This is a genomic window from Pseudomonas sp. TE6283 (genome assembly GCF_054060555.1).
Genome location: NZ_JBSSDH010000004.1, coordinates 211,431 through 236,528, shown reverse-complemented (window position 1 = coordinate 236,528; position 25,098 = coordinate 211,431). Strand labels below are relative to the sequence as shown.

Here is a 25,098-nt window from a genome sequence, read left to right as displayed (position 1 = left end):
CGTTGACCGGCAAAAGGCAGGACAGTAACCGGGTGTTCCCGCAATGAAACGGAGATTCGCCTTGACTACCGATCGCCTGAGCCTGCTCCAGTTCGAGCAACTCAGCCTGAAGCCCGCCGCCGCCAGCCAGTTCGCCCTCTCGCTAAAGGAGCTCGAACAGCTGACACTCCCCGAGCGCTACGCCTATCGTGCAGCCCACTACCTGGGCGACATGGCCGAGGCAGAGAACAACCAGCAGCTGGCTGTCGCCAAGGACCAGGGCATCGGTTTCACCCAGGGGCTGCTCACTGCAGCGGCCATCGAAGATGCCCTGGCGAAAAGGCTGATCGAGGTCTTCAATAACGCGAGCGAGCGCGCCTCCAAGCTGCTGCCACAGTAACGGTAGTTGCCTTCCCGAGCCCGGCGCCTGTCCGGGCTCATGCCTGATCCTGCCGTACCAGCTTCTGCGTCTCGCCTGGCCATCGTCCAAGGAGTCCACATGCCACTGGTACGCATCGATATCAAGCGCCACCCCGACCCTAACCATCTGCGCACACTCGGCCAGATCGTCTACGCCTGCATGCGGCGCACGATCAATGTGCCCGAGCACGACAATTTCCAGATCCTGACCGAACACGACGGCGACGGCCTGGTGAGCGACCCACAGTACCTGGGCATCCAACGCTCCGACGGCCAGGTGTTCATCCAGATCACCCTCAACGAAGGCCGCACCCTGGAGCAGAAGAAGGCGCTGTACCAGGCCATCGCCGAAGGCTTCGAACGCGAGGCCGGGGTGCGACCGCAGGACGTGTTCATCAACCTGGTCGAGGTGCACAAGGAGAACTGGTCGTTCGGCAACGGTATCGCCCAGTACGCCAGTTGAGGTAAGGCCGCACCCGGACAACGGCAAGGACAATGCTCCGGCTTCGCTAATCGCCAACGTAGAATTCAATCCTCCCTTTGATCGGTGAACCCTTTCATGGCAAGCGCGCCATTTTTCCCCTTGCAAGCCCTGGCGGCCCAACTGCTGCCCTATCTGCCCGCCGACGGTAACGACGGCTCCCACGACCTCGCCCATCTGCAACGGGTCTGGCGCAATGTCCGGCGTATCCAGGCCAAGGAAGGCGGCGACCTCGACGTACTGCTCGCCGCCACCGTGCTGCACGATTGCGTGACGGTGGAAAAGAACTCGCCCCTGCGTGCGCAGGCCTCGACGCTTTCGGCCGAACGCGCCGCCGCGATCCTCGCCGACATGGGCTGGCCGCTACCGCGCATCGAACAGGTGGCCCATGCAGTGATGACCCACAGCTACTCGGCAGGTTTGCCGCCACAGAGCCTGGAAGCGAAGATCCTCCAGGACAGCGATCGCCTCGACGCCATCGGTGCCGTCGGCATCGCCCGCTGCTTCTATGTGGCCGGGCGCACGGGGTCGGCGCTCTACGACGTCGAGAACCCCACCGCCGCAGGCCGGGACAATCGCGACAACCGCTTCGCCATCGAGCACTTCCCGACCAAGCTGCTCAAGCTCGCCTCAGGCTTTCAGACCGGCGAAGGTGCGCGACTGGCCGCGCTCAGGCATCAGCGGCTGGCGTCGTTCCTCGCCGAATTCATGGAGGAAATCGGGGTAGACTGACAGCCTTTGCGCCTCCCACCCTTGCCATGGACAGCAAACCCGATGCGACTGCTCTATCCCTGCGAACCCTTCAACCTGAAACAGCCCGATGAACAGTACGCCGAGGAGTACAACGCGGCGCTGGCGGCCGGACTGGACACCCTGCTGTTCTCGTTCGAAGCCCTTGAAGCCGGTCTGCTCGAAACCTCCCGCGCCCTTAATCCGGGCGATTGCATTTTGTACCGGGGCTGGATGCTGACGCCCGAGGCCTACGCCGTGCTGGTCGACCTGCTGCATGGTAGTACCGCAGCCGCGCTGACCAGTCCCGAGCAGTACCGGCAGTGTCATCACCTGCCGCAGTGGTACCCGTTGCTGGCCGCGCATACAAGCGAAACGGTGATACTGCCCGACGACGCCGATTTCGAGCAGGCGCTCGCCGGCCTGCAATGGCCGGGCTATTTCATCAAGGACTATGTGAAATCGCTGAGCACCGGCAACGGCAGCCTGGTGGACAGCCCTCGGGAAATCGCGCCGCTGGTGGCCCAAATGCGCCAATACCGCGGCCAGGTCGAGGGCGGTATCTGCGTCAGGCGGCGGGAAAGCTACCTCAAGGAAACCGAGCGTCGTTACTTCGTACTCGATGGATGCGCCCACGGTGCGGATGGCAAGGTGCCCGAGCTGGTGCGAGAGTGCGCAAAGCGGATCGACAGCCCGTTCTTCTCGGTCGACACGGTGATGCGCGCCGATGGCGTGCTGCGGCTGGTGGAGCTGGGCGACGGCCAGGTATCCGACCTCAAGGAATGGCCCACAAAGCGCTTCGTGGGCCTGTTGAAGAGCCGCTGAGAAAACATCCTTCAAGGGCACGCCGGCGCTGCCTGTGATCACAGGCAACCCCGATCTCAAGAAACGCCTGTTTCTGTAGAAACCCGCTTTACCTGTCTATAGCTTCATAGTTCATCATCGCCCCACTGCATGAGGGGAAGACTGGTGTACCGCATATCCGAACTGGCGGCGAAGGTGGGCCTGAGCCGCTCCACGCTGCTCTATTACGAAAAACTCGGACTGGTGTCCTCGCGGCGCCAGGCCAACGGTTATCGTACCTACGGCGAGCAGGACCTGCAGCAGCTGCGGCTGTTGCAGCAACTGCAGGCCGGCGGGCTGAGCCTGAAGGAGTGCCAGGCCTGCCTGGAGGCACGCCTGGACCGCGCGGCCCTGCTCGAACGCCTGCACACCCTGGACGAAGAGATCGCCGCCCGGCAACGCTCACGTGACCTGCTGGCGGCGATGCTCGGGTTGTCGTCCATGCGCCCCTGGCACGAGGCCCTCGAGCAGCAGGCGCCCGGCGCCCACCTGGCGTGGCTGCGCCGGCAAGGATTCAATGAGAAGCAGGCCCTGCGCCTGAAATGGCTGTCCCGCGACATGAACGAACACGACCGCTACATGGCCGACTTCGAACGCCTCTTCGAGGGCCTTGAGCACCTTGGCCCAGGGTCGCCAGAGGACTCACTCAAAGCACTGCACGCCCTGCCCCACGCCCCCGCGACACTGCTGGACATCGGCTGCGGCCGTGGCACCTCCAGCGTGCTGCTGGCCGAACACAGCCAGGCGCACATCACTGCGCTGGACAACGACGAGCACAGCCTTGGCTGCCTGCGGGCGACCCTGTTCGACAAGGGCCTGCAGGCACGGGTCACGCCGATTTGCGCGAGCATGACCCAGCTGCCGTTCGCGCCTCGGCACTTCGACGCGATCTGGGCCGAGGGCTGCGCCTACATCATGGGCTTCGACAACGCCCTGGCGTACTGGCGTACCTTCCTCAAGCCCCAGGGTTACCTGGTCATCAGCGACCTGGTGCGGGTGGCCGACAGGCTCGCCCCTGCGGCCGAGGCGTTCTGGCAGGCCGCCTACCCCGACCTGCACAGCGTCGACACGCGCCTGGCCGCAATCGCCCGCCTGGGCTATCGCACCCTGTCGCACTTCCCCTTGAGCGCGCAGGCCTGGGCCAACTATCTGGAGCCGCTGCGCGAACGCGTGGCCAGCCTGGCGGACGAGGACTTCGCCTCCCAGGCCCTGGCCGACATCCGCCGCGAACTCAAGACCCACGAAAACCACCTGGGCGAGTACGGGTATCATCTGTTCGTCATGCAGACGCGCTGAACCCGCCCCAGGACATGGAGCCACCATGAACATCGAAAAACTGCAGAACCGCCTCGCCTTCCTGCGCCAGGCCGAACAACTCAAGAGCGTGATCCGCAGCGCCCACACCTCCAGCGGCCGCGCCGAGAGCACCGCCGAGCACACCTGGCGGCTGTGCCTGATGGCCATCACCTTCGCCGACGAACTGGGCGACCTCGATCTGCTCAAGGTGTTGAAGATGTGCCTGGTCCACGACCTGGGCGAGGCCATCAGCGGCGACGTCCCGGCCGTCAGCAAACAGGGCTTCCCCGACAAGAGCCGGCAGGAACGCGAAGACCTGCTGCAGTTGATGGCGAGTCTGGACGCCGCCCTGCGCGAGGAGATCATGGCGTTGTGGGAGGAGTACGAGGCCGCCACCTCGGCCGAGGCACAGGCGGTCAAGGCCCTCGACAAGCTGGAGACCCTGCTGCAGCACAACCAGGGGCGCAATCCTCCGGGCTTCGACTATGCCTTCAACCTCGACTACGGCAAGCGCTACACTGCCGCCACGCCGCTGTTCGAGGCCCTGCGCGGCCTGATCGACGCCGACACGCGCCGGCATCTCGACAATGGCATCAGCCTGCGCGACGAGCGCCCGGAGGACGCCAACACCATCGGCCAACTGACCGAAGCCGCCTTTGCCAACGCCGAGCACAGCAACCACACCGAGCAGTTCATCGTCAGCGCCCTGCGCCGAGCCGGAGCGCTCACGGTATCGCTGGTGGCCGTGGAGGCCGGCGTCATCGTCGGCCATGTGGCGATCTCCCCGGTGACGCTGTCGTCGGGTGCCGAGGGTTGGTACGGGCTGGGGCCGGTCTCGGTGCTGCCGCGGCGTCAGGGCCAGGGCATCGGCTCGGCGCTGATCAACGCCGCGCTGGCCCGCCTGCACGGGCTGGGTGGCCAGGGCTGCGTGGTGTTGGGCGACCCGGGGTACTATGGCCGCTTCGGTTTCAAGGCCCAACCGGGCCTGAGCTTGCCGGGCGTACCGGCCGAATACTTCCAGGCCCTGTCCTTCAGCGGTGATGTGGCGCAGGGCAGCGTGCAGTACTGCGCGGCGTTCGAGGCAACCTCCAACGCGTAGAACGCGGTCACTGCAGGAGCGGGCTTGCCCCGCTCCCGGAGGTTGCGCATCACCCCGCGAGCCGACACGAACAAATGTGCTCCGCAGCCAGCGACCATCGTCTACCTGAACGTTTTCGAACGCGCCTTTCCTTCGCACCAGGTTCCCCGATGCAAGCACTCCTGCAAGAGATCCTCGACCACGTCCGCCCCCTGCTCGTCCAGGGCCAGGTGGCGCAATACATCCCCGCCCTCGCCCAGGTCGACCCGAACCAGCTGGGCATCGCCGTGCAGAGCCTGGACGGCCAGCTGCACTGCGCGGGCGATGCGCACACGCCGTTCTCGATCCAGAGCATCTCCAAGGTGTTCAGCCTGGTGCAGGCGATCAACCACAGCGGCGAGGACATCTGGTCGCGGCTGGGCTACGAGCCTTCGGGCCAGGCGTTCAATTCGCTGGTGCAGCTGGAGGTGGAGAAAGGCCGGCCCCGCAACCCGTTCATCAATGCCGGGGCGCTGGTGATCTGCGACATCAACCAGTCGCGCTATGCCACCCCCACCCTGTCGATGCGCGACTTCGTCCGCCGCCTGGCGGCCAACCCGCGCATCGTCAGCGACACCGTGGTGGCCGAGTCGGAATACCAGCACCGCGCGCGCAACGCGGCCATGGCCTACCTGATGCAGGCCTTCGGCAACTTCCACAACGATGTCGATGCGGTGCTGCGCAGCTACTTCCATCACTGCGCGCTGTCGATGAGCTGCGCCGATGTGGCGCGCGGCTTTGCCTTCCTGGCCAACAGCGGCTACTGCCCGCACAGCGGCGAGCAGGTGCTCAGCCCGCGCCAGGCGCAACAGGTGAACGCGATCATGGCCACCAGCGGGCTGTATGACGAGGCCGGCAACTTCGCCTACCGGGTCGGCCTGCCAGGCAAGAGCGGCGTGGGCGGCGGCATCGTCGCGGTGGTGCCGGGGCGCTACAGCATCTGCGTGTGGTCGCCGGCGCTGAATGCCTCGGGCAACTCGCTGGCAGGGCTGCGGGCGCTGGAGCTGCTGAGCGAGCGAATGACCGGGTCGGTGTTCTCGGCGGTCTGAGCGAGGTTGTTGCAGGCAGGCACTGGACTGCATACATAACCTGCGTGGGGGCGGGTTTGCCCCGCGATGGAGTCAGATGCGCCCATGGTACGGCCTGGTCCTGTGCTATCGCGAGGCTAGCTCGCTCCTACAGCTCTCGCGCCAGGCCCAAGGGCTCACCCCCACCCATCGATTTTTCGTACGAAGCTTAGAGTTTCAACCAACAAAAAGGGGCGCAAAGCGCCCCGGACCTCATTGGTGTGAATGGAAGAGGTTCAGCCTTCGATACGCCCTTCGACCGTCACCGGCCCAACCTTCAGCTTGCCACCCTCCAGCGACGCGCTCGGCAGGCCAGCCTCCGGCAGCTTGGGCAGGTCGAGGGTGGCCTTGACCTGGTAGCCGAGCGGTTTCACATCGGCACCGAGCGTGGTACCGCCCTGCTCCACGCCCTTGACCTGCAGACCCAGCCCACGCTGTGCCGAGATGCCCGAAGCCTGCGTAACCCCGGCCTTGCGCACGAACTCGCCCTGGGCATTGAACGACGGCGTGTAGTCGAAGCCTGGTTTCTCCTGGCCCTCCTTCGCCTCGCCCGGTTTGCCGGCCAGGCCCGCGCCCAGGTCGACCCGTACCGAGGTGGTGGTGTCCTGGCGTTCCGCGACCGTCAACCCGCCCGCCAGCTTGCCGCCGACCTGCTGGCCGTCGACCCGTGCGCCGCTGAGTTGCGCCGCACCGGCACTGTTCAGGGTCACATCGCCAGCGGTGATATGGCTGTTCTGCTGGGTGGTGGCCTGCAGATGGTCAACCTGCACCTTGCCGCCCAGGTCGAAGTCATGGGACGAGCTGACCTCTTGCCCCGCGTCCGCCGGCGTAGTGCGGCTCAGGTTGCTCCCGGCCTTCACCTCGACGCCCCAGTTGGTGCGGGCCTGAGTGGACTGCGCCGACTCCAGCGCCAGGCCACCCTCGCCTGCGCTGACGTTGACGCCCGTGGCACCGACCTGGGTACCCTGCAGATGCACCGACTGGCCGGCCAGGTCCACGTTGCCATGGCTGTTCAGCTGGCCGCCGGCCAGGGGCTGCGAACGTTCGCTGGTCTGGCCCACATTGAAGTTGCCGCCCAGCTTGCCGCTCAGATCACGCCCTTGCTCACCGGTGGCAGCCTTGCCGCCGAGGTTGAGGCCGCCGCCCAGATGGCTGCCGCTGACAGTCCGGGTGTCGCTGGCGGCCTGCAGGTCGAGGGCGCCACCGGCCTTGAGTTCGACCGGGCCGTTCGCGTCGATGCGCGTGCCCTGCAGGGTCTGGTCGCCACCACTGCCCAGTCGCACCGGGCCGTTGCCGCTGATGCTCGCCACCTGGGCCTTGCTGTCGACACTGTGCTCGCCGGCATGGTCGAGCTGGAACCCGGCGCCCAGGTCGACCTTGTCGCCCACCGGCAAGGTGCCCACGGTCAACGAACCGCTGCCACCGAGGCTGCCGGTGTCGCGACGCGCCTGGTTGCTGGCCTGGTCCAGTGCCAGCTTGCCGCCGGTGTTGACCGCCACCGCGCCCTGGCCACCGTCGAGGCGGCTGCCTTCGAAGCGGGCATCGCCACCGACCTGGATGTTCAGGCCCTGGCTGCCACTGAAAGTACCGACCACGGCAGTGGATGTATCTTCGCTCAAGTGCTTGCTGCCACCGGAACCATTGGCGGTCACGTTGAGGTCTTCGCCGGTCTTGGTGTAGATCCGCGCGGACACATCGGCGTTCACCTGCTGCTCGCTGCGGCTGTGGGTGTTGCTGGCCGCGTCGGCCTGAAGCGAACCGGCCTTGATGTCCAGCGCGCCGCCGTTGGCGTTGTAGCGGGTGCCCTGGTCCTTCAGCGCACCGGCCACGTCCAGTTGCACACCCTGGCCATTGAACTGGCTGACCACCACAGTGCCGGTCTGCTCGCCCTGTTGCTGGCTGGCATGGCCCACGGCCAGGTCGACGCCCAGGTTCGGCGTGCCAAGCTTGCCCAGGGCGGCGGTCAGCGAAGTCTTGCCGTCCAGCACGTCCTTGACGTCATTAAGCGGCAGCTTGCCGTCGAGCGCATCCTTGACCGACACCTTGCCGTCCACCACATCCTTGACCGCCCCGGCGATCGGCCGGGCAATGTCCTTGTACTCGACGTTGACACCGACATCCGCCGTCCAGTTGCTCTGCTGATGGCTAGTGTTGGTGGTGTCGCGGGCCGCGCGGTTGTCCACCTGGCCTGCGCTGATGCTCAGGGTACCGGCGCTGTTCACCTGCGCGCCTTCGCTGGCCAGTGTGTCGGCCTTGATTTTCAAGCTGCCGGCGCTGTCGAGGCCGGTGGTCTTCGCCGTGGTGCTGCTCGAGGCGTCCTGCTGGGTGCCATGGGCGAAATCGACCCCGGCGCCGGCACGGTCGAGGCCAGCGGTGAGGTAGACGCCACCGCCGGTATGGCTGCTGTCGCGGGTCTCGCTGCGGCTGTCCTGCTCGGCCAGCAGCGACACCTGCTTGCCGGCCAGGGTGGAATCGCCCGCGGTGGACTTCACCGCGGCGCCCTTGACAGTCAGGTCACCGCCAGCGGTCAGTTGAACCTCGCTGCCGCTGAGGCTGGAGCCCTGCTGACTGACCTGGCTGCCAGCGGCGCTCTGGCGGTCGCTCGCATAGCCGATGCCAGCACGATACTGCCCGGAGCCCGGCGCGGTCTCCTTGGCCGACGCAACGAAGCCACGGCTGCTGCTGGCGCTGTTGTGCTCGCGGGTGTCCTGGGCCGAGGCGACCTTCAGATCGCCCGCGGCATCAGCGTTCAGCGCACCGCTGGCCTTGACCGTCGAGCCGACCACGTCGATGCCCTCGGCGCTGCTCAGGCCGACGCTGCCACCGGCCACCAGCTCGCTGCGCACCGCGGTGCTTTCCCGGCTGTTCTGCTTGGCTTCGTTGTGGCTGACGCCGAAGAACTTGCTCTGCTGGTTCTGGCTGTCACGCTGGTCGGTGCGCGAGGCGTTGCTGATCTGCACCTGCTTGCCGGCGATGCGGATGTCCTGGCCACTGGTCAGCTGGGCACCTTCGGCCAGCACCGAGGCCTTGGCGTGCAGTGCGATGTCGCCACCCTTGAGCTGGCTGGTGACGCTGCGCTGGGTTTCGTTGCGGTTGTCCCAGTCGGCCTTCCAGAAACCCTTGGTGTGCTTGCCCTGGTCGGTCTGCACCTGGCGCTCGGTGGCGGCGGTCAGACGCAGGTCGGCGCCGCTGTCCAGGCTCAGCTTGCCGGGCGCCTCGAGGCTGGCAGCGCTGAGGGTAAGGTCCTGGCCGGCGTGCAGCCCGGCATCACGCTGGGCCACGACCCGGGTGGCGTGTTCGCGGGTGTCGCTGTCGGTCTGGGTGCGCTGGTAGGTCTCCCAGTCGATGCCCAGCGCGCCGCTGCGCCAGTTCTCGCGTTTTTCCTGGAGCTTGCGGCTTTGCACGGTGCTCAGGGTGAGGTTGCGTCCGGCGTCGAGCTTGACGTCGCGCCCGGCCACGTCGGCGGCGGCCAGGGTCAGGTCCTGGGCGCCACGCAGTTCGACATCACCCTGGCTGCTGCGCACGCCGGTACGGGTCGCTTCCAGCGAGTCGGCCACGGCAGCGCCGCTGACGTTCAGGTCACCCGCCGAGTCGATGCGCACGCCGTCACGGCCGTCGATCTGCCCCGACCCGACCCGCACCCCGGCACCTTGCGCGGTGCTGACGATATTGATGCGTCCGGCCTGCATCGCGCCGAACAGGCTGGCGTCGATACGCTGCTCGCCACTGGCCGCACCGCGGTCGACGACCTGGACCTGGCCGCTGGCGTAGTCCACCTGGTTGCGGCCCACGGTGAGGTTGAGCTGGTCACGGGCATCCAGACGGCCCTGGCTGTCGATGCGCGGGGCGATCAGGTTGACCGAGCCGCCGTCGTTGCGCAGGCCGGCGCCCTGCACCTGCAACTGGCCGCTGGCGTCCTGGGTGCCCAGGGCCTTGAGCCGGCCCGCGTCCAGTTCAGGGCGGCCCACCACCAGGCTGGCATTGGGCGCGTTGATGAAACTGGCGCCGTTGACCGAGATGCCGTTGGGGTTGGCCAGCACGTAGTCGGCGGCACGACCGAAGATTTCCTGGGCGCCATTGATGGCGGAGGCGTTGCGGCTGACCACTTCGTTGAGGATCACGCTCGCCGCCTGGCCCTGGAACTGCGGGTTGGCCGCCAGCTCACCGGCCAGCTGCGAGTGGCCGGCCTGCAGGGCGTTGTTCAGCACCAGGCCCTGGCGGTCGACGTTGTAGTCGAGAAACTGGTTGTGCGACAGGCCCGCGCCGTTGGGCGCGACGATATTGACGATGGGCACGCCGCCCTGGGTCTGCAACTGTGCCGTGCCCCCGGGGCCGGGGGCGACCACGACGCCGCCGGCCAGCGCCTGGGGCAGGCTCGCGGCCAGGAACAGGCTGGCTATCGCCCAGCGCAGCTTGCCTTGCGGGGACAGGTTGAAGGTAAAGGGGGTCTTGGGCATAGGTCACTCTCCATGTCGGTACTGCTGATTCGGTGCACTCAAATCTGCACGGCGGCCCTGAACAGCCAGACCTCGGGCTCGCGGTGGTAACCGCTGGGGGTGGTCAGGCTGCGCTGGTAGTCGACGTCCAGCTGCAGGGCCTTCCAGCTCAGGTTCAGGCCCAGGCTTGCGCCGCTCAGGCGCTGGCTGGCGGCGCCGTGGTCGGCCTTGATCCAGCCGTGGTCCAGCCCCAGCCGCGGGGTGATGGTCAGCGGCCCCTGGGGCTGCAACGGCAGGCGCAGGGTGTTGCGCCACACCGCGCCGCTGGCCCCGGACAGGCTGCTGAGGCGGTAGCCGCGCACAGCGGAATCGTCAGTGCCGAGCAACTGCTCGATGGCCGGCAGCGGGTCGGGGCTGTACTGCAGGTTGAGCTGGCTCTGCCACTGCCAGGCCTGGCCCAGCAGCTGGCCATTGCGCCACTGGCCGAGGCCGGCGCGGTACTTGCGAAACTGCGCCATGGGCAGGTCGGGCACCGGCCGGTCGGCATCGTCGTCGGCGCCAAACCAGTGCAGTCCCTGGGCGTAGTTGAGGTCCAGGTTCCACACCGCGCTGTCGAGCCAGAACAGGTTGAGCCCGGCTTCGGCCACCGTCAGCGTCGGGCTCTGCACATCCAGGCGGACCTTGGCGAATTCGCTGTCGACGTCCTTGTGCGCCAGTTGCAGGCTGGCGCTCAGTTGATGGCGCTGGTCGCGCCACAGCACGCGCTCGCCGCGCAGGCTGAGCTGATCGGTGATGCCGGTGCTGTGCAGGGTCAGGGTGCTGAGCTTGATCGGCGAGCGGTACTCGGCATGGCTGGCGAACAGGCTGAAGGTCCAGTAGCCATAGGGAATCGCGTAGTACAGGCTGGCATTGCGGCTGTAGCGATCGCCCTGGTTGAGGGTATCGCTGGCCGACAGGCTGAGCAGGTCGTTGAGCGCCAGCGGGTTGTCCAGGCTCAGGCTGAGCACGCTGCGGTCGCGGCCCGTGCTGGCGCTGCCGAGGTTGTCCAGGCCCAGGCCCACGGAAACCCGCGGCTGGCCGGCGCTGCGTGGGCGCAGGATGATCCGCGAGGCGCCCGGCTGGCTGCCGGGGGCGATGTCGGCGGTGAGGTCGACCGAGCGCAGGCGATTGAGCTGGTCCAGGCCCTGCTCCAGGTCGCGCAGGTTCAGCGGCTCGCCGAGCATGCCGGGAAAGGCCCCGGCCAGGGACACCGGCAGGCGCTGGTCGGCCAGCTCGATGGCCTCCAGGTAGCCTTCGTCCACCAGGATGTCCAGCGACTGCCCGGCCGCCGGGGCGCTGCTCAGGTAGGGTCGGCTGGCGATAAAGCCCTTTTCCAGGTACAGCGCGGTGATGCCCGCCAGCAACTGGTTGATCTGCCCCACGCCCATGCACGCGGCCACCAGCGGGTCGATGCGGGCATCGAGGGTGGCGCGGTCGATCAGCGTGACACCGCCGATGCGCACCCCGGCCAGCGGCCAGCAGCGCGCATCCGGGGCCGCGGCCCTGGGAGCCTGTGGGGTGGAGTCGGGCGCGGTGAACGCGCCGCGTTGCAGTTGCCGGCGACGTTGTTCCAACTGCAGTTGCTGCAGGTCGTGTTGTTGCTGTTGTTGTTGACGCAGCACTTCCTGGCCAGGCGTAAATGTCTCGGCATGCAGGTTGCCGGCGCACAGGCAAGCCAATGCGACAGACAGCGTTAATTGACGACGATCAACAGCAGACAGGTACGACATACAACACCCATTCGCAGGCAAAGGCACAGCGAGAATCGCAGTACTTGGAACTTCCCGGCACGGTCACCGAGGGTTATCGGCACACGCGCAATAACTTTAGAAAGTTGAGCGTTGTTTGTTGACACGCTCGCGGAAAAGTTAATGACTGCTAATTACTACATGGCTTTGGGCATGACCGCAGGGTCACTGGATAGCCTGTGGTAAAGCGGGTATACGGGTTGACGAGATCGAATTGTCCAACAATCGAACTTGATGACTGTCTGGCCCCACAGTACTTGTAGACACGAGTGGGAGACACCTGACTTTAGTCGTACACGATCTGCTGCTTCAAATTTCTGGTTTTCGGAGAGATTGAGCAAAACATGAACTGATTAAAAATCACGCAACAACCGAGCTATATAGCGGAGTGCATTGTGTTCCGAACATTGGATTTTCCGTGGTCGTCGGAGGGCGCATTGCAACGCAAACAAGATCGAGTTCCGTACAGGCGGCACTCGATCTCGAGAACAGCGTGATTCAGCACTTGACCGTCACCGCTCCAGCGCCGAACCGCGCAATAGTCCCCCCTTTTCACTCCCCTCGCCCAGCCCATCGATCTGCGCCATGCTCAGCCGCGCCGTCTCCTGCAAGCCCAACGAACACAGCGCCACCAGCGCCAGCGCCGCCGCCCCGTACAGCGCGACGCCCAGTGGGTCATGCCCGGTGAGAATCAGGATCGCCGTGGCAATGCTCGACGCCGTCCCGCCCCCCAGTGCCGCGCCGACCTGGTAGCTGGCGGAAATGCCCGAGTAACGCATTTCCCGGGGAAACTGTTCGCCCAGGAACGCCGGAATCGGCCCCTGTGTGGCGCCCATCAGCGCACCGACCAGGCTGTAGGCGACCAGGGCGATACCGAAGTGGCGCATGTCCACCAGGGCAAAAAAGACGAACAGCCCCAACGCCATGACCAGCGCCCCAAACACCATCACCACACGCCGCCCCAGGCGGTCCGACAGGTGCCCGAACAGCGGCGCCGACAGCACGATGGCCACCGACAGGGTCAGGTCGAACATCAGGGCCTCGGTGCTGCCATACCCCGCCTGGGTGGCGTAGGTCAGGAAGAACGTGCTGCCGATGTAGGCAATGGTGCAGTAACCGAAGGCGATACCGGTGCACAGCAGCAGCTGCCGTGGCCGTTGCCGCAGGGCCTGGGCCAGGGGCGCCCGCACGGGTTTGACGGTAGACGCGGCCAGCGGCGTTTTCAGCCGCGCATACAGGCCGATCAGCACCAGGGAGCCCCCCAGCCAGAACGGGATCCGCCAGGCGAAGTCCACCAGGTTGTCATCGAACGCGGCGCTGACCAGGGCGAATACCGCCGCACCGAGAATGCCGCCCACGCCGATGCCCATGCTGGTGAAACTGCCCCACAGGCCGCGCCGGCCAGGCGGTGCCGACTCGATGCCGAACAGCGCGGCGCCGCCCCACTCGCCCCCGGCGGCAAAGCCCTGGACCAGGCGCAACAGCACCAGCAGGATCGGCGCAGCCACGCCAAGACTGGCGTGCCCCGGCAGGCAACCGATGAGGAAGGTGCTCAGCCCCATCAACAGCAAGGTGGTGACCAGCACCTTCTGCCGACCGACACGGTCGCCGAAATGGCCGAACACCAAGCCGCCCAAGGGCCGGGCGAGGAACCCCGCGCCAAAGGCACTGAACGCCACCAGGGTGGCGGTCAGGTGGTCCAGACCGGGGAAGAACACCTGGGGAAACACCAGCGCGGCGGCGGTGCCATAGATGATGAAGTCGTAGAACTCGAGGGCCGTGCCCAGGCCGGAAACGCAGAAGGTGCGCAAGGCGGAGCGGGAAGCTTGTGCATGCATTTTTGTTGTTCTCGTGATGCGGATGGGCTCAGAAGCGTTGGCAGCCGGTCTTGGCCAGTTGCAGCGGGGTGCCGGCCACGTAGTCGAGATGACCGTGCTCGGTGTCGATGGCCACGCTGAGCAGGGTCTCCCAGCGCTCGGTGTCGGGCAGCGCCAGGTCCGGATGGAAGCAGATCGGCGCGGCATCGCCCGCGGCGCCGCACATGGCCTCGGCACGGGCTCGTGGGTCGGCGCTGGTCATCTGGCCTACCACCTGTTGCAGATGGGCCAGCCGGCCCTCGGTCTCGGCCCGGTCGGCGACCTGCTCGCCGGCGCTGAGCTGCGGATCGAGGAAGTGGTTGGTGTGCAACAGCCAGCCATCTTCGCGGGGCAGCACCAGCGCCGTGCGCTCGGGACTCAGCTCGATGCTCACCGCACGTGGGCTGCGGTCCTCGCGGGAGAACACAGTAAGCACGGTGGAGGCGCTGACCCGCGCCGAACGGGCCAGCTCGATGGCCTCGTCGACACTGCATGCCTCCTCCAGCAGCCGTCGGGCGATGGCATGCACCGGCACGCCGCCAGCGGTGTTGTCGCTGTGGTGGTGAAGGATGTTGAAGTGCAGGCCCAGACCCGCGCTGTTGACCCCCAGCTTGGCCAGCATGCCGAACTCGCAGAACAGCTTGACCGCCAGGCCCTGGCGGCTGCGCAAGGCCAGCATCAGGCCATGGGGGCACAGGCTGTCGTGCCAGTCCCAGGTCTGCAGGGTCTGCGGCGCACGCGGGCCACGGGGGGCGTGCACGGTAGTGGAGCATTCGCTGTGGCGCGTGCGTGCCGCCAGCACCTCGGTACGGGCGTTGAGACTCGCCAGCTGCCACAACGGCAGGCCGCTGCCACTGGCCAGGCCAGCGATTTCAGCCGCCAGGTCCGGGCTCCAGGCCTCGAGGGCGGCCAGGCTGTTCTCGCCGATGCGCTGCGCTTCGCCCAGCGTCACGCCGACACGGGGAAAGAAGTCCAGGTACAGCTGGGTGGTCTCGCCGATCTGCCCGGCAAAGCGCTCGCCGACCTGACGGCCGCGGGCATGGGGATCGAGGGTATCGGTGACGCAGGTATGGATCTTCACGACGGCTTTCCTGATGGGACGCAAGCGGCAAGCCTAGCGGCGAGGCCCACCCCGATCATCGCCAGGCCCCGCACAACTTTTGTGCCCACCAGGAAAAACTCAGGCGCGCAGGCCCTGCCCGCGCAAGTGCTCATGCAACAGGGCGATGAATGCCTGCACCTTGCGCGTATTGCGCCGATGCGGCAGGTACAGCACATGCACCCAGGGGCCGAACGCGCTCAGCGCCCTCCAGTAATCAGGCATCACCTCCAGCAGTTGCCCGCTGGCCAGGTAGGGTGCCGCGCACCAGGTGGGGATGAACTGCAGCCCCTGGCCATCGAGCAGGCAGGCCAGCAGAAAGTCGAAACTGTCGCTGACCAGCCTGGCCGTCGGCTGGCGCACGCGCTGGGTCTGGCCCTCGTGCTCGATCCACCAGAAGCTGCGGTTGAGCAACGGGTGGCGCAGCAGCAGCCAGTCGTGCTGGGCGTAGTTGTCCAGGGTAATGACCTCGCCGCGTCGGGCCAGGTAGTCGGGACTGGCGCACAGGATCACGCGGTTCTCGATCAGCGGCTGGGCGATCAGCTCGGGCTGGTCGGTGGGACCGTCGCGCAGCGACAGGTCGTAGCCGCCGTCGATCAGGTCCTCGTTGGCATCGTTGAGGTTCACCTCCAGGCGCACCTGCGGGTGCTCGCGCATGAAGCGGCAGCACACCTGGTTGAGAAAGGCCGGGCCGAACGACGGTGGCGCGGTGATGCGCAAGGTGCCGCGCAGTTCATGCTGCAACTGCTCCACTTCCTCGGTGACCCGCTGCAGGTGCATCAAGGCCTGGCGCGCGCCTTCCAGGTAGAGGGTGCCGGCTTCGGTCAGCGCCATGCGCCGGGTGGTGCGCTCGAACAGGCGCACCCCCAGCTCGGCTTCCAGGTGGGCGACGGCCTTGGTGATGGCCGACGGCGTCTTGCCCAGTTGCTCGGCGGCACGGCTGAAGCTGCCGTGCTCGGCGGCGGCGACGAAGATGGTCAGGGCCGTCATTTTGTCCATGGTTGCTTCCTGGTTGGCACACGTGGGGCGTCGTGGAGTATCCATGGATTCCTGCGCAGGCGGCAATCGACGGAAACAGCAAGCACTCTTTCCAGAACGCGAATAAAGTTGTGCCTGCCGTGCCGTTTAAACGCCCTTCCCGCTTGGCTAGCCTGCCGCCTCCCCATCAAGCACGAGGCATCGCATGAAGCAGTTCCTGAAGATCGCGCTTGGCGCCGGCCTGGCCTGCGCCGCCCTGCCCGGCTTCGCCGCCGTCGACCTGATCCTGCACAACGCCAAGGTCTACACCGCCGAGCCGGGCCAGCCACTGCAGCAAGCCGTGGCGGTGGAGGGCGAGAAGATCGTCGCGGTGGGCTCCGACCTGGCCGTGCTGCGCCTGAAGGTCGATGGCACACGAACCATCGACCTGGGCGGCAAGGTGCTGATGCCCGGCCTGCTCGACTCCCATTCCCATGCCATCAAGGGTGGCCTGCAGCTGGAACTGGCCGACCTGGCCGGTGTACAGATCCCTCTCGACGCGCTGGAACAACGCCTGCGCCAGTGGCGTGACGACGGCAAGGCACGGCGCGGCGAGTTCCTCAGCGTCGGCGGCCTGCCGCCGACCTACTGGGACGACCTGGCCGCGCTCGAGCAGCGCTTCAACCAGGGCGAGTGGGCCGACCAACCGATCCTGTTCGCCGCCAACGACATGCACACCGGCTGGGCCAACCGCGCCATGCTCGCCCGTGCCGGCATCGACGCGGCAAAGATCGCCGCCCTGCCGGCCGCGGCCCGCCACACCATCGGCCAGCACCCGGACGGCACGCCGAACGGCTTTCTCGTCGATGCCGGGCTGTACCCGGTCACCGACCTGCTGCCGGCACTGACCCATGACACCCTGATGAGCGCCGGGCGCCAGGCCCTGGCGCACTATCGAAACCTGGGCGTCACCGGCTGGATGGACCCGCTGGCCAACGAGCTGCCCGGGGCCGAGGTACACAACGATTCGCTCGGCGTGCTGCCGGTGTACAGGGACCTCGCCCTGCGCGGTGAACTGACCGCCCATGTGGCCGCGCTGCTGATGGCCGACTCCAAAGCCCGTCCGGCCGACCTGGATGAGCTGGACAAGGTGCGCCGGCAGTTCCTCGGCGTACCCAACCTCACCCTGCCCGGCATCAAGGTATTCGCCGATGGTGTCGCCGAGATGCCGGCGCAGAGCGCGGCGATGCTCGAGCCTTACCGCAACTCGGGGCAGCACGGCGAACTGCTGCTGGACCCGGCGCACTTCGGCGAACTGGTGAGCGCCGCCGACGCCCGTGGCTGGCTGGTGCATGTGCACGCCATCGGCGACCGCGCCGTGCGCGCGGCGCTCGACGGCGTGGCCCAGGCCCGCCGTGATCGCGCCAGCGGCATCGCGCACTCGATCACCCACCTGCAGATGGTCAACCCGAAAGAGTACGCACGCTTCAAGCAGCTGGACGTGATCGCCTCGATGCAGTTGTACTGGGCCAGCGCCGACGAGGCCAATCTGGAGCTGGTCAAACCCTACGTCGATGCCATGGCCTTCCTGCACACCTTCCCGGCGCACTCGCTGCTTGCCCATGGCGCCATCATCGCCGGTGCCAGCGACTGGCCGATCAGCACCCCCGACCCCTGGCAGGCCATCTACCAGGCCATCAGCCGCGCCGGCCCCAAGGGCGTGCTCAACGCCGCCGAGGCCCTTGACCGCGAGACGATGTTCCAGGCCTATACCCTCAACGCCGCCCGGGCCATGCGCCTGGAACGGCAGATCGGTTCGCTCAGGGCCGGCAAGCAGGCCGACATGATCGTGCTCGACCGCGATGTCTTCAGCGTCGCACCCCAGGCGCTGCGCGACACCCAGGTGCTGCAGACCTGGTTTGCCGGAAAACGGATCTATACGCGCTGAGCCAGCTTGCGCGGGGCGGGTCGATCAACCGTCCATGCTCTTGGTCAACGCGTCGCTGCCCTTGGGCGGGTAGACCACCTCCCGGGTGTCGAGGTCGCGAATCTCGGAGGTGATGGTGATGGTCATCGTCTCTCGCCCGGGCGGACCGTTGATGGCATCGACGGTGTCAAAGTCGACGATGTAGCGCTTGCCTGCACGGAACTCGACGTCGCGCGCGGTGAAACCGCATTTGCCGCCACCGGTCCCCAGCGCGTTCATCGAGGCCCAGCACCAGCTCAGCGAGTGCTTGCCCGGCGTCAGCCGTAGCGCCTGCTTGCCCGCGATATCGAGGATCGAGCGGCGCCCGGCGCCTTCGAGCAACTGGTCATCGACATGGGTGGCCAGCAGCAGGCGATGGAACGGCACGCCCAGGGCGCGGTAACGGACGGTAGCGAAGTACACGACCGGTGCGTCGGCCTGGTTGCCGGACAGATCATAGGGCGTCATCGTCTCAGGCGCCCAGTCACCCTGGTACTCCTTGTAGTGGTAGTTGGAGCAGGCACCGAGCAGGCTGGCAAGTGACAGGGCTACAAGCGATTTGAGGCGGGACGACAGACGCATGGTTCTTCCTTGATGAATGCAGGCGCGAGGATAGCGGCTGCGTGCCCTTAAAATCAAAACGCTATCATCCTCGTCGATCACGCACTGCGGTGTATGCTTCGCGCAAAGCTCCACCCCTCCTGCCCCTGAAAGGACATCGTCATGCTCCGCCTGGACTGGCTGAAACACCATATGGCCCACAGCGACACCCTCGCCAAGTGGCTGCACCAACAGTTCCACTATGAGTACGCGGACGTACCGCTGGCCGACTGGCAACGCGAATTCGCCGAAGGCCAGCACAACGGTCAATGGCAATGCCTGGTCGCCCTGGACGGCGACCGCCTGCTGGGCAGTGCCGCCCTGGCCAGCGACGACCTGCCCGGGCGCAGCGACCTCGGTCCCTGGCTGGCCTGCGTGTTCGTCGCCCCAGAGGCGCGCGGGCAAGGCCTGGCGGAGCGGCTGATCGAAGGTGTCTGCGAGCATGCCCGCAGCAACGCAGTCACCACGCTCTACCTGCATACCCACGACCAGGACGCTTACTACGCCAAGCGCGGCTGGACGCGCATGGAACCGTTCGAGGCCTGGGGGCATAGCCATTGGTTGATGTCTCGCACGCTCTGACCAGCGCCGCTCCTACAGAAATCGCGCATGGTTTACCCCACGCAAATAACCCCGCAGGGAATTATTTAGCGCGCCGTAGTATCTGACCCTAGGTACAAGGCTGGCCAAACCATGGCCACGCCCCAAGCCTTCAAGGACAACGGCCCATGAAATCACGCAGGAAACCCGTCAAACCCATCGGGTTGAAGGACATCACCATCGTCGACGACGCCAAGATGCGCAAGGCCATCACCGCCGCCGCCCTGGGCAATGCCATGGAGTGGTTCGACTTCGGTGTCTACGGCTTCGTCGCCTACGCCCTGGGCAAGGTGTTCTTCCCCAACGCCAGCCCCGGCGTGCAGATGATCGCCGCCCTGGCCACCTTCTCCGTGCCGTTCCTGATCCGCCCGCTGGGCGGGCTGTTCTTCGGCGCCCTGGGCGATCGCTACGGGCGGCAGAAGGTGCTGGCCGCGACCATCGTGATCATGTCGCTGAGCACCTTCGCCATCGGCCTGATCCCCTCCTACGCCAGCATCGGCATCTGGGCGCCGATCCTGCTGTTGCTGGCGAAGATGGCCCAGGGCTTCTCGGTGGGCGGCGAATACACCGGGGCGTCGATCTTCGTCGCCGAGTACGCCCCGGACCGCAAGCGCGGCTTCCTTGGCAGCTGGTTGGACTTCGGCTCGATCGCCGGCTTCGTCCTTGGCGCCGGGGTGGTTGTGCTGATCTCGACGGTGCTTGGCGAGGAACAGTTCCTCGAATGGGGCTGGCGCCTGCCGTTCTTCCTGGCCCTGCCGCTGGGCCTGATCGGCCTGTACCTGCGCCACGCCCTTGAAGAAACCCCGGCGTTCCAGCAACACGTCGACAAGCTCGAACAAGGGGACCGCGAAGGCCTGGCCAGCGGCCCGAAAGTGTCGTTCAAGGAAGTCGCCACCCAGCACTGGCGCAGCCTCTTGACCTGCATCGGCGTGGTGATCGCCACCAACGTCACCTACTACATGCTGCTCACCTACATGCCCAGCTACCTCTCGCACAACCTGCACTACAGCGAGGACCACGGCGTGCTGATCATCATCGCGATCATGGTCGGGATGCTGTTCGTGCAGCCGATCATCGGCCTGCTCAGCGACAAGTGGGGACGCAAGCCGTTCATCATCATTGGCAGCGCTGGCCTGTTCCTGTTGGCGATCCCGGCATTCATGCTGATCACCAGCGGCAAGCTGGCGGTGATCTTCGCAGGGCTGTTGATCCTCGCCGTGCTGCTGAACTTCTTCATCGGCGTGATGGCCTCGACCCTGCCGGCGATGTTCCCCACCCATATCCGCTACAGCGCCCTGGCCAGTGCCTTCAACATCTCGGTGCTGATCGCCGGCCTGACCCCGACCCTGGCCGCCTGGCTGGTGGAGACCACCGACAACCTGTACATGCCGGCCTACTACCTGATGGTCATTGCGGTGGTCGGCCTGCTCACCGGCCTGACCATGAAGGAGACCGCCAACCGCCCGCTGCGCGGCGCCGCCCCGGCCGCCTCGGATATCGAGGAAGCCCGCGAGTTGCTGCAGGAGCACCACGACAACATCGAGCAGAAGATCGAGGATATCGACGCGCAGATCGCCGAGCTGGAGGCCCGGCGCCAGACGCTCGCACAACAGCATCCGCGCATCGATTGAGGGCTACTTGCGCATTCCGCCGGATTGCTTGCCTGATCCTCTGAATCTGTGGGGTGTATCGGTTGCGCAATGGGCCTCTGTGCTAGCGTTTCCAGATTGGGGAACAGCGTATTCCCCGCTTCCACAACCGATGATCAGCAGGTGAGCCCATGGAATTACGAATCAACCAGCAGACTTACCAGGTCGAGGCTGACGCCGACACGCCCTTGCTCTGGGTGATCCGCGACGACCTGGGCCTGACCGGCACCAAGTATGGCTGCGGCCTGGCCCAGTGCGGCGCCTGCTCGGTGCTGGTGGACGGCAACGTGGTGCGCGCCTGCGTCACCCCGGTGGCCGGCGTGGTCGGCCGCGAGATCACCACCATCGAGGCCATCGAGCACGATGCCGTGGGCAAACGCGTGGTAGCCGCCTGGGTCGAGCACCAGGTCGCCCAGTGCGGCTACTGCCAGTCCGGCCAGGTGATGGCGGCCACCGCGCTGCTCAAGCACACGCCCAAACCCAGCACTGCGCAGATCGACGCGGCGATGGTCAACCTGTGCCGCTGCGGCACCTACAACGCCATCCATGCCGCCGTGCAGGATCTCGCCGAAGGGGGTAAAGCCTGATGAGCACACGCATCGATACCCCCGAAGACTTGCTGAAACTGCCAGCAGGCGAAACCGTCAACCTGTCGCGCCGGCGCTTTCTGGTCGGCACCACCGTGGGCGCGCTGGTGCTCGGCTTCGGCCTGCCAGTAGGCGCACCACGCGTACAGGCCGCCAGCGCCCCGGAGCGCGGTACCCAGGTGCCGGCCTTCCTGGAGCTGCGCCCGGACGGCAGCGTGCGCCTGCTCAGCCCGTTCATGGAGGGCGGGCAAGGCGTCAACACCGCCATGGCGCAGATCGTCGGCGAGGAACTGGACCTCGATCCTGCCCGCTTCCTGGTCGAAAGCGCGCCCGCCGGCGAAGCCTACGTGGTGATGGAAAACGGCCTGCGCATCACCGGTGGCAGCATGTCGGTACGCATGAGCTACCCGACCATGCGCCGCCTCGGCGCCCTGGCCCGGGCCATGCTGCTGCAAGCTGGCGCCCAGCGGCTGGGCGTGCCGGTGAGCGAGCTGACCACCGAACCGGGCAAGGTAGTGCATGCCGCTTCGGGCCGTTCGCTGGGCTACGGTGAACTGGCCGAAACGGCCATGGACCTGCCGGTGCCGGACCCCGCCAGCGTCACCTTGCGCGACCCCAGCCAGTTCCGCTGGATAGGCAAGCCGGTACAGCGCCTCGACGCCTACGACAAGTCCACCGGCAAGGCCATCTACAGCATCGACATCAAGGTCGACGGCATGCTCCACGCCGCCGTGCAGCATGCGCCGCGCCTGGGTATGAGCGTCGGCGGCCTGCGCAACGAGGAACAGGTCAAGGCCATGAAGGGCGTGCATTCGGTGCATCAGCTGCCCGGCGCGGTGGCCGTGGTCGCCGAACGCTGGTGGCATGCCAAGCGCGCCGTCGAAGCACTGCAGGTGGACTGGAAGGAGGCAACTGCCGACAGCCAGGTGCGTGCGATGCCCGCCGATTTTTCCAGCGACGGCTGGCGCGACCACCTGGCCGCCCAGACCGGGCCGAGCCGTGACGAGGAAAACCAGGGCGACGTGGCAGGCGCCCTGGCAGGCGCCAAGACCACGGTCGAGGCCACCTACCACAACCAGTACCTCAACCATGCGCAGCTGGAACCGCCCTCCGCCACCGCCCGTTTCAACCCCGACGGCAGCCTGGAGGTGTGGCTGCCGAACCAGGCCCAGGACATGTTCCGCGACGACATCGCCAAGCGCACCGGCCTGGACCCGGCGCGGATCACCCTGCACTCGCCGCTGCTCGGCGGCTTCTTCGGCCGCCACTTCCTGTACGACTCGGCCAACCCCTACCCACAGGCCATCGCCCTGGCCAAGGCCGTGGGTCGGCCGGTGAAGCTGATCTGGAGCCGCGAGGAGGAGTTCCTGCGCGATGCCATGCGGCCGATGGCCGTGGTCAAGTTCCGCGCCAGCCTGGACGAAAAAGGCCTGCCGGTGGCCATCGAGGCGATCAGCGCCACCGAAGGTCCGACCGAGTCGCTCGCCGGCAAGCAGGGCGACAAGGTCGACCCCACCGCCCTGGAAGGGCTGTCGGGCAAGGCCTACGCCATCGCCAACAAGCGCACCGCGCAGATCTATGTCAAAGGCCCGGCCATGCTCGGCTACTGGCGTTCGGTGGGCAACTCGCTGAACGACTTCTTCTACGAGTCGTTCCTCGATGAGCTGGCCGACAAGGGCGGCCACGATCCCTTCGAGCTGCGGCTGCAACTGCTGCAGGGCAACCCGCGCCTGACCACCCTGCTGCAGGCAGTGGGCGAGTTGTCCGGTGGCTGGAAACGCGGCCCGTTCACCGCCGAGGACGGCAGCAAGCGCGCCCGCGGCGTGGCCATGGCCTCGCCGTTCGGCTCGGAGGCGGCGGTGATCGCCGAGGTGTCGCTGGAGGGCGGCCAGGTCAGGGTGCACGACATCTGGCAGGCCATCGACCCGGGCAGCATCGTCAACCCGGCGATCATCGAGGCCCAGGTCAACAGCGCGGTGTCCCTGGGCCTGTCCCAGGTGCTGCTGGAGGAATCGGTGTGGCTCAACGGCATGCCACGGGCGCGCAACTACGACCTGTACCCGGTGCTGCCGCCGTCGCGCATGGCCCGGGTGCATGTGCGCATCGTCGAGAGCGGGGCGAAGATGGGCGGCATCGGTGAGCCACCGCTGCCGGCGGTGGCGCCCGCGGTGGCCAACGCCGTGGCGCGGCTCACCGGCCAGCGCGTGCGCAGCATGCCCCTGAGCCGCCATACCTTCAGCTGACACGACAAGGACAGCCCATGAACAACCGCCGATTCGCAAGAACCGCAGGCTGGCTGGCCGTGCCGTGCCTGGTCGCGGCAGGCCTGCTGGCCTGGTACGTCACCCGCGAGCCCGCCTCGCCCTTCAGCGTCACGGACAGCGCCGACGCCGCCCTGGTCAGCCGCGGCGAATACGTCGCCCGGCTCAGCGACTGCGTGGCCTGCCACAGCCTGCCGGGCAAGGTGCCGTTTGCCGGCGGCCTGGAAATGGCCACGCCGCTGGGCGCCATCCATGCCACCAACATCACCCCGGACCGCGAGCACGGCATCGGCGCCTACAGCCTGGCCGACTTCGACCGCGCCGTGCGCCAGGGCGTCGCGCCGGGTGGGCGACGGCTGTACCCGGCCATGCCCTACCCGTCCTACGTCAAGCTCAGCGACGACGATGTGCGGGCGCTCTACGCGTTCTTCATGAAGGGCGTGCAGCCGGCCGCCGAGGCCAATGTCCCCAGCGACATTCCCTGGCCGCTGAACCTGCGCTGGCCCATCGCCTTGTGGAACGGCCTGTTCGCGCCGACCAGCGCCTATGCGCAGAAGGCCGACCAGGACCCGCTGTGGAATCGCGGCGCCTATATCGTCCAGGGCCCCGGCCACTGCGGCAGTTGCCACACGCCTCGGGGCCTGGCCTTCAACGAGAAGGCCCTGGACGAAAGCGGCGCGCCGTTCCTCGCCGGCGCCCTGCTCGATGGCTGGTACGCGCCGAGCCTGCGCCAGGACCACAACACCGGGCTCGGGCGCTGGAGCGAGCCAGAGATGGTGCAGTTCCTCAAGACCGGGCGGAACAAGCATGCGGTGGTGTACGGCTCGATGACCGAGGCGTTCAACAACTCCACGCAGTTCATGAGCGACGACGACCTGAACGCGATCGCCCGCTACCTCAAGTCGCTGCCCGGCGACCCGGGGCGTGACGGCGCACCCTGGCAGTACCAGGCGGTTGCCGCCGGACCCGACACGCCAGGGGCGCATACCTACGCGACCCGCTGCGCCAGCTGCCATGGCCTGGACGGCAAGGGCCAGGCCGAGTGGATGCCGCCACTGGCGGGCGCCACCTCGATGCTGGCCGCAGAAAATGCCTCGGCGATCAACATCACCCTCAACGGCTCGCAGCGCATCGTCGCCGCCGGGGTGCCGGACGCTTACCGCATGCCGGCGTTCCGCGAGCAGTTGTCGGACCAGGAGATCGCCCAGGTGCTGAGTTTCGCCCGCGGCGCGTGGGGCAATCACGGCGGCGAGGTGCAGGCCAAGGCGGTGGGCACGTTGCGCGGGCATACCGACCCGGCCAGCAGCAGCCCGATCATCCTGCATATGCGCTGATACCGGATTGCCGGCGATGGGCCGCGTAGCGGCC

General features: G+C 66.9%; 19 protein-coding genes and 1 pseudogene. 14 read left to right on the top strand and 6 right to left on the bottom strand.

Annotated elements, in window-relative coordinates; translation table 11 throughout:
* The first annotated feature begins 61 nt into the window (after nt 1–61).
* The 8 genes and pseudogenes from ACVWZ5_RS08380 to glsB all read left to right on the top strand — a co-directional run bounded on the left by ACVWZ5_RS08380 (nt 62) and on the right by glsB (nt 5,914).
* Nucleotides 62–379: a hypothetical protein gene (locus tag ACVWZ5_RS08380; RefSeq protein ID WP_084941257.1), complete on the top strand. Its 318-nt coding sequence runs from the start codon at nt 62–64 to the stop codon at nt 377–379.
* A 99-nt stretch (nt 380–478) separates the two neighbouring features.
* Nucleotides 479–862: a tautomerase family protein gene (locus tag ACVWZ5_RS08375; RefSeq protein WP_062574448.1), complete on the top strand. Its 384-nt coding sequence runs from the start codon at nt 479–481 to the stop codon at nt 860–862.
* 96 nt (nt 863–958) lie between these two features.
* On the top strand, nt 959–1,612 hold the full coding sequence (locus ACVWZ5_RS08370) for an HD domain-containing protein (protein WP_457340542.1): 654 nt from the start codon (nt 959–961) through the stop codon (nt 1,610–1,612).
* A 42-nt stretch (nt 1,613–1,654) separates the two neighbouring features.
* Nucleotides 1,655–2,434, top strand: coding sequence for an ATP-grasp domain-containing protein (locus ACVWZ5_RS08365; protein ID WP_062574450.1), 780 nt, complete (start codon nt 1,655–1,657; stop codon nt 2,432–2,434).
* 144 nt (nt 2,435–2,578) lie between these two features.
* The gene (locus ACVWZ5_RS08360; protein ID WP_457340541.1) at nt 2,579–3,748 is read left to right on the top strand and encodes a MerR family transcriptional regulator; all 1,170 of its coding nucleotides are present in this window, start codon (nt 2,579–2,581) and stop codon (nt 3,746–3,748) included.
* A gap of 25 nt (nt 3,749–3,773) precedes the next feature.
* Nucleotides 3,774–4,331 (top strand): annotated as a pseudogene (locus tag ACVWZ5_RS08355) (HD domain-containing protein); the annotation flags it as partial.
* A gap of 9 nt (nt 4,332–4,340) precedes the next feature.
* Nucleotides 4,341–4,847 (top strand): GNAT family N-acetyltransferase, encoded by a 507-nt coding sequence (locus tag ACVWZ5_RS08350; RefSeq protein ID WP_230962683.1) that lies wholly within the window; start codon nt 4,341–4,343, stop codon nt 4,845–4,847.
* A gap of 149 nt (nt 4,848–4,996) precedes the next feature.
* Entirely contained in the window at nt 4,997–5,914 is a 918-nt protein-coding gene (glsB, locus tag ACVWZ5_RS08345) for a glutaminase B (protein WP_028691427.1), read from the top strand.
* Between the two features lie 254 nt (nt 5,915–6,168).
* Here glsB and ACVWZ5_RS08340 read toward each other — a convergent pair whose 3' ends face one another.
* From ACVWZ5_RS08340 to ACVWZ5_RS08320, 5 genes are all read right to left on the bottom strand, one after another.
* Nucleotides 6,169–10,389 (bottom strand): hemagglutinin repeat-containing protein, encoded by a 4,221-nt coding sequence (locus ACVWZ5_RS08340; protein ID WP_457340540.1) that lies wholly within the window; start codon nt 10,387–10,389, stop codon nt 6,169–6,171.
* A gap of 38 nt (nt 10,390–10,427) precedes the next feature.
* A complete protein-coding gene (locus ACVWZ5_RS08335) occupies nt 10,428–12,137 on the bottom strand; it encodes a ShlB/FhaC/HecB family hemolysin secretion/activation protein (protein ID WP_062574453.1) in 1,710 nt (569 codons plus the stop codon).
* Between the two features lie 530 nt (nt 12,138–12,667).
* Nucleotides 12,668–13,993, bottom strand: coding sequence for an MFS transporter (locus ACVWZ5_RS08330; protein WP_457340539.1), 1,326 nt, complete (start codon nt 13,991–13,993; stop codon nt 12,668–12,670).
* A gap of 28 nt (nt 13,994–14,021) precedes the next feature.
* Nucleotides 14,022–15,092 carry a C45 family autoproteolytic acyltransferase/hydolase gene (locus tag ACVWZ5_RS08325; RefSeq protein WP_062574455.1) on the bottom strand — a complete coding sequence of 357 codons (1,071 nt, stop codon included), beginning with the start codon at nt 15,090–15,092 and terminating at the stop codon, nt 14,022–14,024.
* Between the two features lie 99 nt (nt 15,093–15,191).
* On the bottom strand, nt 15,192–16,109 hold the full coding sequence (locus ACVWZ5_RS08320) for a LysR family transcriptional regulator (RefSeq protein ID WP_062574456.1): 918 nt from the start codon (nt 16,107–16,109) through the stop codon (nt 15,192–15,194).
* A 184-nt stretch (nt 16,110–16,293) separates the two neighbouring features.
* On the opposite strand from ACVWZ5_RS08320, the gene ACVWZ5_RS08315 reads away from it, so the two are divergent.
* Nucleotides 16,294–18,015, top strand: coding sequence for an amidohydrolase (locus tag ACVWZ5_RS08315; protein WP_325925981.1), 1,722 nt, complete (start codon nt 16,294–16,296; stop codon nt 18,013–18,015).
* Nucleotides 18,016–18,039: 24 nt separating this feature from the next.
* Here ACVWZ5_RS08315 and ACVWZ5_RS08310 read toward each other — a convergent pair whose 3' ends face one another.
* Nucleotides 18,040–18,615 (bottom strand): hypothetical protein, encoded by a 576-nt coding sequence (locus ACVWZ5_RS08310; RefSeq protein ID WP_062574458.1) that lies wholly within the window; start codon nt 18,613–18,615, stop codon nt 18,040–18,042.
* Nucleotides 18,616–18,756: 141 nt separating this feature from the next.
* On the opposite strand from ACVWZ5_RS08310, the gene ACVWZ5_RS08305 reads away from it, so the two are divergent.
* The 5 genes from ACVWZ5_RS08305 to ACVWZ5_RS08285 all read left to right on the top strand — a co-directional run bounded on the left by ACVWZ5_RS08305 (nt 18,757) and on the right by ACVWZ5_RS08285 (nt 25,064).
* Nucleotides 18,757–19,215: a GNAT family N-acetyltransferase gene (locus ACVWZ5_RS08305; protein WP_062574459.1), complete on the top strand. Its 459-nt coding sequence runs from the start codon at nt 18,757–18,759 to the stop codon at nt 19,213–19,215.
* Between the two features lie 146 nt (nt 19,216–19,361).
* Nucleotides 19,362–20,864: a glycine betaine/L-proline transporter ProP gene (proP, locus tag ACVWZ5_RS08300; RefSeq protein WP_028691421.1), complete on the top strand. Its 1,503-nt coding sequence runs from the start codon at nt 19,362–19,364 to the stop codon at nt 20,862–20,864.
* Between the two features lie 149 nt (nt 20,865–21,013).
* Nucleotides 21,014–21,469: a (2Fe-2S)-binding protein gene (locus ACVWZ5_RS08295; protein ID WP_062360968.1), complete on the top strand. Its 456-nt coding sequence runs from the start codon at nt 21,014–21,016 to the stop codon at nt 21,467–21,469.
* The gene (locus tag ACVWZ5_RS08290; RefSeq protein WP_457340538.1) at nt 21,469–23,712 is read left to right on the top strand and encodes a molybdopterin cofactor-binding domain-containing protein; all 2,244 of its coding nucleotides are present in this window, start codon (nt 21,469–21,471) and stop codon (nt 23,710–23,712) included. Before ACVWZ5_RS08295 ends, ACVWZ5_RS08290 begins: the two co-directional genes overlap by 1 nt.
* Before the next feature lie 17 nt (nt 23,713–23,729).
* Nucleotides 23,730–25,064, top strand: a complete 1,335-nt coding sequence (locus ACVWZ5_RS08285) for a cytochrome c (RefSeq protein WP_343582110.1) — start codon at nt 23,730–23,732, stop codon at nt 25,062–25,064.
* Nucleotides 25,065–25,098: the final 34 nt, after the last annotated feature.